This is a genomic window from Kutzneria kofuensis, from assembly GCF_014203355.1.
Classification (GTDB): Bacteria; Actinomycetota; Actinomycetes; order Mycobacteriales; family Pseudonocardiaceae; genus Kutzneria; species Kutzneria kofuensis.
Genome location: NZ_JACHIR010000001.1, coordinates 412914 through 426199, shown reverse-complemented (window position 1 = coordinate 426199; position 13286 = coordinate 412914). Strand labels below are relative to the sequence as shown.

Annotated in this window: 3 protein-coding genes; all 3 read left to right on the top strand. The window is 69.5% G+C overall.

All coding sequences use genetic code 11. From position 1 onward, the window contains the following. Positions 1–307 precede the first annotated feature (307 nt). The 3 genes from BJ998_RS01860 to BJ998_RS01850 are packed head-to-tail and all read left to right on the top strand — an operon-like array spanning position 308 to position 13245. Positions 308–6925, top strand: a complete 6618-nt coding sequence (locus BJ998_RS01860) for a LamG-like jellyroll fold domain-containing protein (protein WP_184857898.1) — start codon at positions 308–310, stop codon at positions 6923–6925. 20 nt (positions 6926–6945) lie between these two features. Then, on the top strand, positions 6946–12717 hold the full coding sequence (locus BJ998_RS01855) for an RHS repeat-associated core domain-containing protein (RefSeq protein ID WP_184857896.1): 5772 nt from the start codon (positions 6946–6948) through the stop codon (positions 12715–12717). A 24-nt stretch (positions 12718–12741) separates the two neighbouring features. Next, positions 12742–13245 (top strand): hypothetical protein, encoded by a 504-nt coding sequence (locus tag BJ998_RS01850; RefSeq protein WP_184857894.1) that lies wholly within the window; start codon positions 12742–12744, stop codon positions 13243–13245. Positions 13246–13286: the final 41 nt, after the last annotated feature.

The window sequence follows — 13286 nt, the reverse complement described above, 5'->3', positions numbered from 1 at the left end:
CTCTCGTCCGTCATTGCACGAGATGGGCAGGGACCTCGAACTGTAGGCAGCTCGACAACGATATGCAATATCGGCATTAAATTTCGCAAGTTTACAACGATCATGCGCAAACAAGCCCGACAACGGTCAAGAAATTCCCACAGAGGGTGCGCGGTCACCTGCGGATTCAAGGTTTCCACAATGTCGGCCGTCGCCCCGGCTGGCACGATCCGTGCGCTGTCATTGGGATCTGTTTACCCGACAGGGGGGCTGGGCTTTGACGCGCAGATCTACGCCGAAACACCGGTTGAGATGGTTGGTCGCGACCGTGGCGTTCACGGTTGCCGCGGCAGTGGCGGTGGGCGTCCCCACCGGAGTGTTGTTCCCGCAGGACGGCCCGCACGAGGCTGTCGCCCCGATCACCGAGACCGCCGATCCGGGGATCGCCTTCGCCGCGGCCAAGCGGCAGAACCAGAACATCGTCGTCACCTCCCTGGGCACGCCGACCCGCAAGGTGTCCGCCAAGCCCGACGGCTCCCTCGTCGCGGAGCTGTCCAGCGAGCCGATGCAGGTCAAGCGGGGCAACACCTGGGCCCCCGTCGACACCAAGCTCGCGCCGGCCGCCGGAAATGTGGTCGCGCCCAAGACCGTCACCACCGACGTCGTGTTCTCCGGGGGCGGGGACACGCCGCTGGTGCGTTTCGGCGCGCCCGGCCGGTCGCTCACGCTGAGCTGGCCCGGCAAGCTGCCCAAGCCCGAGCTGGACGGCGGCGAGGCCACCTACGCCGAGGTGCTGCCGGGCGTCGACCTCGTGCTGTCCGCCCTGGCCACCGGCTTCAACCAGCATCTCGTGGTGAAGAACCCGGCCGCGGCCGCCAAGGTCGGCGACATCCGGCTGGGCCTGACCGCCGACGGCCTGACCGTGAAGCCCGCCGACAACGGCGTGGTGCGGGCGCTCGACGCCAAGGGCGACGTCGTCTTCCAGACGCCGCCGTCGACGATGTGGGACGCCAGCTCCGAGCGCCGGGCGACCGTCGGCGTCAAGCTGGACCAGACCTCGCTGACCCTGGTGCCGGACCAGAAGCTGCTCACCGATCCGAAGGCCCAGTTCCCGATCGTCATCGACCCGGACTGGCACACCTTCGACCGCAGCGACTGGGCCAAGGTGTTCACCGCCACGCCGAACAGCACCCACTGGTACGGCGCGAACGACGTGGACACCTGGGGCAAGCTCGGCACCTGCAACGGCTGGGCGGGCTGCTCCGGCGTCGGCACGGCGCGCACCTTCTGGCAGTTCGACACCAGCTTCCTGGCCGGCAAGCGGATCATCAGCTCCGAGTTCGACGCCACCATCGTGTACGGGCCGAGCTGCAACACCCGCAACTACGACCTGTTCATCGCCAACAGCACGTTCGACGCCGGCATCACCTGGAACAACCAGCCGGCCGGCACCCACGTCGACACCAGCCCCGGCGACAGCGCCTACAGCGGCTGCGCCGGCAACAAGGGCCTCGGCTTCGACGTCGGCCAGTACATCAACCCCAGCGGGTGGTCGGCCTACTTCATCAAGGCCTCCGACGAGGGTGACAAGTACGCGTGGCGCAAGCTGGACGCCGGCGCCACCCGGATCATCGTCAACTACAACACCCGGCCGAACCCGCCGTCGGCGATGGCCACCCAGCCGCCGCTGCACATCTGCAAGTGGTGCGGCGGCGAGGCCTACGTCGGCGACGACACGATCCGGCTGCAGGGCACGCTGTCCGACCCGGACAACGACCAGCTGACCGCGATCTGGGACGTCTACGGCGGCCCGAGCGTCGAGGAGCACAGGGGGCCGACGCTGGCCTCCGGCAGCGTCTTCACCCAGGACGTCGACCTGCGCAACCGGGACGGCCAGAACGTCAGCTGGACGCTGTGGGGCACCGACGGGCCGGACGGCGGCGACTGGAAGAACGGGCCCGGGCCGTTCATCGTGGACCGGGTCGGCGTGAACACGGCCCCCGGCGTCACCGGCGGGCTGTACCAGGAGGACAACCAGTGGCACGGCGGCAAGGACGTGCCCGGCACGTTCACCTTCGACGCCGCCGGCGTGTCCGACATCGACCACTACCTGTACGGCTGGAGCGACCCGCCGGCGACCCAGGTCGACGCGGACGCGTTGGGCGGCAAGGCGACCGTGAGCATCGCGCCGCCGAGCGACGGCCCGCAGGACCTGTACGTGCAGAGCGTGGACCGGGCCGGCCACCGCAGCCCCACCAAGAAGATGCACATCTACGTGCGGGCCGGCAACGGCCCGGTGGCGCAGTGGTCCTTCGAGGGCAACACCAACGACACCGCCTACCTGGGCAGCCGTAACGGCACGCTGTCGGGCGGCGCGACCTACACGCCGGGCGCGGTGGGCTCCTCGCTGGCGCTGGACGGCACCGGCTACATGAGCGCCGCGAACACCGTGCGCACCGACACCAGCTTCAGCGTGTCGGCGTGGGCGAAGATCACCAACCCCGCGGGCGCGCAGGCGATCGTCAGCCAGGACGGCGACAAGTTCGCCGGCTTCGACCTCTGGTACCGCCCGGACAACGGCGGGCACTGGGTGTTCGGCGTCTACAACCCGGTCGGCACCGACATGGCCGTCTCGCCGAGCGCGGCCCAGTTGGGCGTGTGGACACAGCTCACCGCCGTCTACGACGCGCCGAGCAAGCAACTCAAGCTCTACGTCAACGGCCTGCTGTCGACCACGGTGCCGCGAACCCAGGTCGTGCCGTTCGTCGCCGGCCAGCTGCGGGTGGGCCGGACGCTGTGGGATTCCGACCCGAACCGCGACTACGTCACCGGGGCCGTCGACGAGGTCAAGGTGTACGACCGGAGCCTGACCGACAGCGAGGTCAGCGCCGCGGTGAGCCGGGACAACGTGCAGGTCGGCTACTGGAAGCTGGACGACCCGAACGGAAACACCGCCGCCAACACCATTCCGGGCGGCAGCGCGGGTGTGCTTCAGGGCGGCGCGCACTTCATCCCGAACGGCGCGGTCAACGGTGCGGTGCAACTGAGCGCCGACGCCGACTACGTCTCCACCGGCTCCTCGGTGCTGCGTACCGATCAGAGCTTCACGGTTTCGGCATGGGCCCGGCTGGACGGCGGGTCGACCAACGCCTTCCACACGGTTGTGGCCCAGAACGGCGCCGTGAACAGCCCGTTCATGCTCGGCTACCGCAACAACTCCGCCGGCGACTGGTGGGAGTTCTACACCACCGGCGCCGACACGATGACCCACCCCGGCGACGCGTCGGTGCACAGCGCGTCGGGCACCGCCAAGCTCGGCGAGTGGACGCAGGTCACCGCCGTGGACGACGTGCCCAACAAACAGATCCGCATCTACGTCAACGGTGTGCTCGCGGGCACGGCGCCGCAGACGTCGGCGTTCAACGGCACCGGACCGCTGGTGTTCGGCCGCAGCATGTGGCAGGGCACGCAGACCAACCAGTTCTGGGGCGCGATCGACGACGTCCGGGCCTACAGCCGCGTGCTGTCGGACGAGGAGATCCGCGGCATCGTCAGCCAGGCCAGCGTCACCCAGGGCAACTGGAAGCTGGACGGCAACCTCAAGGACGCCTCCCCGAAGGCCGTCGACGGCACCGCCGTCGGCCAGGTCGACTACACCGGCGGCCAGTCGTCCATGCCGGACCCGAACGACCTCGCGGCGCGGCTGGACGGCAGCACCTCCGCGGTCAGCCTGCCGCACGTGATCGACGTCGACCGCAGCTTCTCGGTGGCGGCGTGGGCCAAGGTGGACAGCGCGTCCGCGCTGGCGACCGTGGTCTCCGAGGACGGCACGCAGGACAGCGCGTTCAAGCTCCGGGCCCGGCAGGACGGCCGGTGGGGCTTCGTGATGTTCGCCAAGGACGCCCCCGACGACGGGACGCAGCGGGACGAGGTGATCGGCGGCTCCGTCCAAATCGGACAGTGGACGCACCTGGTCGCGGTGTACGACTCCAGCGCGCACCAGCTGCAGCTGTACGTCAACGGCTCGCTGGTCGGCTCCGTCGCGCACACGCAGACCTGGAACGCCTCCGGCGGCCTGCAGATCGGCCGGGCCAAGTGGGCGGGCGCGCCGGTGGAGTACCTCGCCGGCTCGATCGACGACGTGTCGGTGTACTCGCGGGCGCTGTTCGCCAGCGAGATCCAGGCGATGGCCGGCCGTGACCTGACGCTGGTGCACAACTATCCGCTGGACGAGTCCAGCGGCCGCAACGCCGCCGACGCGGTCGGCGCGCGGGGTGCGACCCTGACCGGCGGTTCGAGCTTCGTCCCGGGCCGGGTCGGCAACGCCGCCAGCTTCGACGGCGTCAACGGCGCGGCCGCCACCACCGGCGTCGACCTGCGGCTGGACCAGTCGTTCACGGTGTCGGCGTGGGTGTTGCTGCCGAACAAGGACTGCGACCTGAGCACCGTCTCGGCGTGCAAGGTGGACGCGGTCACCGTCGATGGCGCGCATTCCAGCAAGTTCCGGCTGGGGCACATCATCGACGCGGACAACAACCAGCTCGGCGCCTGGACGTTCGAGATGCCCGAGTCGGACGCGGACAACGCCGTGGTGACCAAGGCCGCGGTGTCGACGCTGCCGTCCGAGGTGAACACCTGGACGCACCTGGTCGGCGTGTACGACCCGGCGACCAAGAAGGTGTGGCTGTACGTCAACGGAACCCGCGTCGGCGACGGCACGCTGAACTCGCCGTGGCAGCCGAGCGGCGGCCTGGTCATCGGGCGCGGCAAGGTCAACAGCGCCAACGCCGAGTACTGGCCGGGCAGCGTGGACGACGTCCGCATGTACACCGGACAGCTGGACAAGGACCGGGTCAGCGCCCTGTACCACTCCTACCCGGCGGTGAGCGCGTCCGCGCTGCCCAAGGCGGACGCGGCGCAGTGGAAGTTCGACGAGAACACCGGGGCCACGTCGAAGGACAGCAGCGGTCGGGGCCTCGACCTCACGCTGACCAACACGACGTGGATCGGTGGCCGGGACATGTACGCCACCAACTACAACGGCACCACCGCGTTCGCGCAGACCGCCGCCCCGGTGGTGGACACCGGCCACAGCTTCTCGCTGGCGTCCTGGGTGTACCTGCTCAAGGGCGGCACCGACAACCAGACCGTGATCGCCCAGGACGGCAACTGGCTCAGTCCGTTCTCGCTGGCCTACAACGGTCCCGCCGGCAAGTGGGCGGTCATCATGCCCACCGCCGACAAGGACAACCCGGGCAGCGCGGTCGCCATCCTCAACTCGTCCGAGGCGGCGCACCCCGGCGAGTGGACGCACCTGGCCATGTCCTACGACGCCGACCTGCACCAGGTTCGGCTCTACGTCAACGGGCTGCTCTCCGGCGCGCAGGTCGGCGTCTCCCTGCTGCCGGCGACCGGTCCGATGTCGATCGCCCGCGCCAAGTGGAACGGCAACGCCTCCGCGCTGCTCAACGGCGTCGTCGACGACACAAGGGTGTACGCCAAGGCAATCAGCGACGGCGAGGCCCGCAAGATCCACGACGACATCTACGACGCGGACTGGGGCTACTACCAGTTCAACGACGGCACCGGCAAGGACTCCAGCTGGCGGAGCTACACCGGCACGCTCAGCGGCGGCACCAGCTTCGGGCCGGACGCGGGCGGCGGCAAGGCGCTGCAGCTCGACGGCACCTCCGGGGCGCTGACCACGCCGTCCGGGCTGCCGATGCACGACAGCTTCACGGTGTCGGGCTGGGCGAAGTTGTCCCGTGACGACAAGGACGCCACGATCGTCAGCCAGGACGGCGACCGCAACAGCGGCTTCGCCCTGGGCTACCGGGCCGACATCAAGCGCTGGGTCTTCGGTTCGTCCACTTCGGACACCGACGGCGCGGCCAAGGCGTACGCCGCCTCGGTGGCGGCGCCGGTGGTGAACCAGTGGACCAGCCTGGCCGGCGTCTACGACTACCCGGCGAGGCAGCTGCGGCTCTACGTGGACGGCCAGCTGGTCGGCACCCGCAACAACGTGGTGCTGTGGAAGGCGACCGGCAAGATGGTCATCGGCCGGGGCAAGACCGACGGGCAGCTGACGGCGTACTTCCCGGGTTCGGTGGACGAGGTCCGGGCCGGCGAGGGCGTGGCGACCGACGCCGTGCTGACCGACCGCGGCAGCTTCGGCGCGCCGCTCAAGGGCCAGCTGGGCAGCTTCGTCAACAGCGCCGGGGACCACTACACCGGCCTGACCGACTCGGTGCGCCCCGGCTACCACTTCGAGTCCGCGCTGGGCATGCCCGCCGCGGCCGGCGACAACACCCGGACGCTGTACGCCTGCGCCGACGGCAACGACTCCTTCACGTCGTTGCGGGACGACTGCGAGGGCAAGACCAAGATCGGCACCGCCGGCCTGGTGTTCACCCAGCAGCCCAACAACATTCCGACGATTCCGCTCTACCGGTGCAACTCCGGGACCAACGACCACTTCGAGTCGCGGGACGCCACGTGCGGCGGCAAGACCGTGGAGGGCCAGCTGGGCTACACCGTGGGCTACGCGGTGCTGACCCGGTACGCCAACCCCGGCTTTGACCACGTGACGACCATCGACGGGGCGCCGGCCGCCTTCAAGAACGAGGGCTGGCAGGGGTACGTGTCGTTGGTGCCCGGTGACGGGTTGCAGCCGCTCATGCGGTGCAGCAACGGGCCGGACTCCTTCGCCTCCAACGACACCGCCTGCGAAGGCAAGACCGTGGTGTCGGCGCAGGGGTACGTGTTCGCGGCGGCTCCGGTCGACCCGTCGGCCGGCGTCCGGCTGACCCGGTGCGTCGTGCCGCCCGCGGACAGCATGGTGTCGCTGGCCGCCAACTGTGAGGGCGTCGCCGTGGACAAGGCGCTCGGCTACGCCCGCTCGACCGCCCCGACCGGCGGCGAGTTCCAGACCGATCCCACGTCGTGACCTCCACCCGAGGGGTATTCGTGCGAAGACTGAGACGCGGCGTCGCGGGCGTGCTGCCCGCGGTGCTCGCGGCCGGTGCGCTCTGCATGCTCACGCCGTCCGTGGCGTGGGCGGGGGAGCCCTCCGTCCCGCTCCCCGGCGTCGCCTCGACGCCCGTCAGCCAGCAGCAGAAGACCGACCGTCCCAACGACCAGGCCACCAGCAGCGAGCTGCACGGCAACCAGCCCAGCTCCACCACCAAGGACGGTGGCGGCGTCGACACCGCCACCCCGCTGTCCCCGTCGGCGTCCTGGAGCGTGGCCGCGCAGACCGGCGACTTCAGCTGGTCCTACCCGATGCGGGTGCCGCCGTCGGCCGGCGGCCTCGACCCGCGGATCTCCCTCAACTACAAGTCGTCCAGTGTGGACGGTCGCACCAGCGCGACGAACAACCAGGCCTCCTGGGTGGGCGACGGCTGGGACCTGTCCGTCGGCTTCATCGAGCGCAGCTACATTCCGTGCGCCAACGACGTCAAGCCGGTCAAGGACGTCGGGGACCTGTGCTGGCGCAGCGACAACGCCACCGCGGCCTACGGCGGTGGCGGCGGCCAGCTCGTCCGTGACGACAAGACCGGCGTCTGGAAGAACAAGGAGGACGACGGGTCGCGCATCGAGCGCCTGACCGGCGCGGCCAACGGCGACAACGACGGCGAGTACTGGCGGATCACCACCGTCGACGGAACCCAGTACTTCTTCGGCGACCGGCCGGAGTCCAAGTCCACGTGGACGGTGCCGATCTTCGGCAACGACGACGGGGAGCCGTGCCACGCCGCCGCCTTCGCCGACTCGCACTGCGTGCAGGCGTGGCGGTGGAACCTGGACAAGGTCGTCGACCGGCACGGCAACGTGATCGAGTACGACTACGACGCCGAGACCAACTCCTACGGCCTCGACGTCAAGGACGCGGCCGCGTCCTACACCCGGGGCGGCACGCTCAAGGAGGCCCGCTACGGCATCCGCGACGGGCAGAAGGCCACCGGTCGGGTCGAGTTCACCACCGCCGACCGCTGTGTCCCCGGCAGCGACTGCACGGCGGACAAGAAGGACAACTGGCCGGACGTCCCGTGGGACGACAAGTGCGACACGGCCACCTGCAAGGACAAGTACTCGCCGACGTTCTGGTCGACCAAGCGCCTGTCCAAGGTCACCACGCAGGTGCTGAGCGGCTCGAACTACACCGACGTCGAGTCGTGGACGCTGGACCAGCAGTTCCCGGCCAGCGGCGACGGCGAGAAGCCGGCGCTGTGGTTGAAGTCCGTCACCGACAGCGCCGGTGACCTGTCCATGCCACCGGTCAGGTTCGAGGGGACGAAGTTCCCCAACCGGGTGGACAAGGTGGACGGTCTCGGGCCGCTGCTGCGCTACCGCCTGACCGGCATCGTGTCGGAGGCCGGCGGCGTCACCACCGTCACCTACGCCGACCCCGACTGCACCGCCACCGCCCTGCCGGCCGCGCCGGAGAGCAACACCAAGCGCTGTTATCCCATGACCTGGGCGAAGAAGGACTTCTCCGAGCGCACCGACTACTTCAACAAGTACGTCGTGGCGCAGGTCGCCCAGTCCGACATGATCGCCGGCAACACCGAGCAGGTCACCAGCTACGACTATCTCGACGGGGCCGGCTGGGCCTACGACACCTCGGAGTTCTCCAAGGAGTCCGACCGCACCTGGAACGACTTCCGCGGCTACGGCCGGGTCCGCGTCACCCGGGGCAAGCCGGGCGACCTGTCCGGCCCGCAGACGATGACCGAGACCCGGTACTACCGCGGCATGGACGGCGACAAGCTGCCCAGCGGCACCCGGTCGGTCAGCGTCACCGACTCCGAGGGCGGCGTCCGCACCGACGACGCCTGGCTCCAGGGCTTCAACTACGAGTCCCAGGCCCACAACGGCACCAGTGAGCAGGTGCTGGACAAGTCGATCACCACGCCTTCGGTGCGCGGCCCGGTGGCCACGCGGGGCAGCCTCAAGGCATACCAGGTCAACATCGGCTCCACCGTGGACCATGTGGCGCTGTCCAGCGGGGGCTGGCGGAGCACGCGGGTCGACCAGACCTTCGACGAGTACCGCCAGGTGACGTCCACCAACGACCTGGGCGACACCTCGACGGCGGCCGACGACCGGTGCACCCGCGTCACCTACGCGCGTGACACCGACAAGTGGTTCATCGCGTTCCCCAACCAGTCGGAGACCGTGTCCGTCGCCTGCGACAAGACACCGTCCTATCCGGACAACGCCATCACCGGCTCCCGGACCTCCTACAACGACAAGGGTGACGCCACCAAGGCCGAGGTGCTGGACAGCCACCCGGCGTCCGGCGCGAACTACGTCACGGCCAGCACCACCGGCTACGACGCCCTCGGCCGCGTCGTCTCCAGAACCGACGCGCTGGGCAGAACCGCCACGACGGCCTACACGCCGGCGACCGGTGGGCCGCTGACGCAAACGGTGGCCACCAACCCGCTCGGCCAGTCGGTCACCACCACCGTCGATCCGGCCTACGGCAATCCCGTCAAGACGGTCGACGCCAACAACCGCAAGACCGAGATCGCCTATGACGCGTTGGGGCACAAGACGGAGGTGTGGCTCCCCAACCGCGCCCGCACCCCAGGTGTCGGCGGCAACGCGAAGTTCTCCTACCACGTCCGCAACGACGCGCCGACGGTCATCACCACCACCAAGATCGGCCCGAACGGCAGCTACGTCAGCAGCAACGCGCTGTTCGACGGGTTGCTGCGGCTGCGCCAGGAGCAACGGCCGGCCACCGGCGGCGGACGGCTGATCACCGACACCAGGTACGACTCGCAGGGCCGGCAGTACAAGGTCACGCAGCCGTACTTCAACGACGCCGCGGTCGACGAGCAGCTGTGGATCGCCAGCGACGTCGACGTGCCGTTGCAGACCGATCACGAGTTCGACGGCCTCGGCCGGGCCACGGTCGAGATCGTCAAGGGCGGCGCGTTCGAGAAGTGGCGCACCGTAACGGGATTCGACGGCGACCGGTCCACGGTCACCCCGCCGGCCGGCGGCACCGCTACCACCACGGTGCTCGACGCCCGCGGCAACACGGTCGAGATGCGGCAGTACCACGGCTCGCAACCGACCGGCGCCTACGACACCACGACGTACACCTACACGCCGGCCGGTCAGCTGGCGACGATCACCGATCCCGCCGGCAACACCTGGCACAAGACCTACGACCTGCGTGGCCGCCTGGTGCGCGACGAGGACGTCGACACCGGCACGACCACCAGCACCTATGACGCCGCGAACGAGTTGGCCAGCACCACCAGCTCGCGCGGGGTCACGCTGACCTACGACTACGACAAGCTCGGCCGCAAGATCGACACCAAGATCGGCGACGCGGTGCAGTCGCAGTGGACCTACGACACCGCCACCTTCGGCAAGGGCGAGATCGCGTCCACCACGCGGTTCGTCGACGGCCACGCCTACACGTCGACCACCGTCGGGTACGACGCCCTGTACCACCCGATCGCCGTCACCCTCACCGTGCCGGACAGCGAAGGCGCGATCGCGGGCAGCTACACGCAGAACATGTCGTACAACGTGGACGGCAGCGCGAAGGGCATCACCTACGCCGCCGCCGGCGACCTGCCGGCGGAGCCGCTGTCCTACACCTACGACGATCTCGGCGAGCTGCTGACCACCAGCGGCGGCTACGACGGCAACACCTACGACTACGTCACCGACACCCAGTACACCCGCTACGGCGAGGTCCAGCGGGTCCAGCTCGGCGACACCGGCAAACGCACCTGGCTGTCCACCTACTACGACGACAGCACCCGCCGGATCCAGCGGACGATCATCGACGCCGAAGTGCCGTCGCCGATGCAGTCCGACACCCACTACAGCTACGACGACTACGGCAACATCACCTCGATCGCCGACACGCCGCAGGGCAAACCGGCCGATGTCCAGTGCTTCAAGCAGGACTACCTGCAACGACTCACCGAAGCCTGGACGCCGTCGGGCAGCTGCGCCGACGCGCCGTCGACGGCGAAGCTGGCGGGCCCGGCCCCGTACTGGCAGTCCTACAGCTACGACAAGGTCGGCAACCGGCAGACCGCGACGCAGCACGCGGCCGCCGGCGACACGGTCACCACCAGCACGTACCCGGCGACCGGCCACAAGCTCAGCTCGACGTCCACCACCGGCCCGGCCGGCACGTCGTCGAGCCAGTACGTGTACGACGCCGCCGGCAACACCGTGTCCCGCAAGCTGCCGGGCTCCACCCAGACCCTGGACTGGGACCCGGAAGGCCACCTGTCGAAGGTGACCGAGGGCAGCAACGTCACGGACTTCGTCTATGACGCCGAGGGAACCCGCCTCGTCAGGCACGACAGCACCGGCACGACGCTGTACCTGGGCGGCGAGGAACTCCACGTCGCCAAGGGCAGCACCGCCGGCAAGGCCACGCGGTACTACCAGTACGGCCCGCGCACGATCGGCATGCGGGACGCCACCGGGCTGACCTGGCTGGCGCCGGACTTCCAGGGCACCTCGCAGGTCGCCATCAACAGCGACACGCTCCAGGTGACCCAGCGCCGGCAGACCCCGTACGGCGAACCGCGCGGCCCCACGGTGACCTTCCCCGGCACCAAGGGATTCCTGGGCGGGACCGTCGACTCCTCGATCGGGCTGACCCAGCTCGGCGCCCGCGAATACGACTCGGGCCAGGGCCGGTTCCTGTCGGCCGACCCGGTCATGCAGACGGGGAATCCGCAGCAGCTCAACCCGTACGGCTACGCCAACGCCAACCCGGTCAACAAGACCGACGCCAGCGGCCTGACGGCCGGCAGTTGGTGCGTCACCCAGGCGTGCATGGACGCCGGTGCGAACAGCCCCGGCCTGAGCGGCTACGGGATCTATCCCAGCGGCTCGCCCCAGCATGTCGAGCCGCACGTCGCCGGCCCGGTGTACAAGCCGGTCAGCACGCACGTGGCGGCCGACGCGAAGGTCGCGGACCACCTGCGGCAGCTGTACGCGGCCGAGGTCGGCAAGCTCGCGCCGGCGCTCAAGCCCGGCGAGGCCATCCCGAGCGACATCGAGGACCAGGCCTGGAACGACATCTGTCGTGAGCAGTCGAAGATGTGCGAGGACGACGGCATCTCGACCCTCTTCCAGGTCGGCCTGCTGCTGCCCGGCGACAGCACGCAGATCTTCCTCAACGGCTGTTCCGTCGACAACAGCTGTGGCGGCGGCGCCCGGGCGGTGGTCGCGGCCGGCAACGAGGCGTTCTCGGTCGGCGGGCCGACCGAGGAGGCGCCGCAGGCGCTCCGCTTCGAGATCCCGCCGGACATCCAGCGCGAGATGGAGAACGCCCGCAACTCGACCCTGATGACTCGCCAGAACCCGGACGAGTACAGCAAGAAGGAACGGAGCCGTTCGGTCACCGCGGCCTACGACCCGGAGACGGGTTCCTGGGCGGTGGGCTGCTCCGGCGGCGGTCAGTGCGCCGAGGGCAACGCGCTCAACAACCTCGCCAAGGAGACCGGCGACGAGGGGGTCCGCGAGCGGGCCGGGTTCATCTCGACCATCCGGATGGAGAAGAACGGGGTCGTCACGAAGTACGTGTGCCCGGTCTGCCAGACCAAGTGGGGACCGTGGCGGTTCGTCCGGGGTGTGTTCGGCATGCCCAACGGCGACTGGGACGGCCGGTTCAAGGCATCGACGAACAACGGCCCCGGGCCCAAGATGGGCGGTCCGTTCGAGGAGAATCCGCCGGAGTGGTGACCCGTTGACGAGAAGGAGGACGCCGTGTTGTCTGCTGTGTCGATCGAGCTGAGCCGCCACGACTGGGGTTCACTCAGGACCGTCCACGGCACAGCCGACGGCGTGCCCGCGGCGGTGGCGGCGCTGGTCGCCGCCACCACCGAGGCGGAGGCCGAGCACATCTACAGCGAGACCAGCCTCGACAACGTGGTCGTGGTGCAGGGCAACCTGTTCGAGGCGGCGGTGCCGCTGGTGTCGGTGCTGTGCGCGGCGCTGGCCGACGAGATGCCGGTCGCGGCCCACTCGGAGGTGCTGCGGCTGATCGCCGAGATCGTCCGCGGTGACACCCACTGCTCGGAGATCGAGGCGGGCCGGCCGGATCTGCCCGAGCAGGCCCAGGAACTCGCGCGGGCCGGCCTGTGGCTGTTCTACCGCGAGCTGCTGCACGGGTCCGCGGCCAACGCCGAGTACGCCGAGGAGATCCTCGACTACGTCGAGACCGACCGTGCCCGGTACGAGCTGTTCCTGGCCCAGGCCAGGCCCAAGTAATCCCGAGCCGCGGTGCCGGGACCACCCCCGTTGGTCCCGGC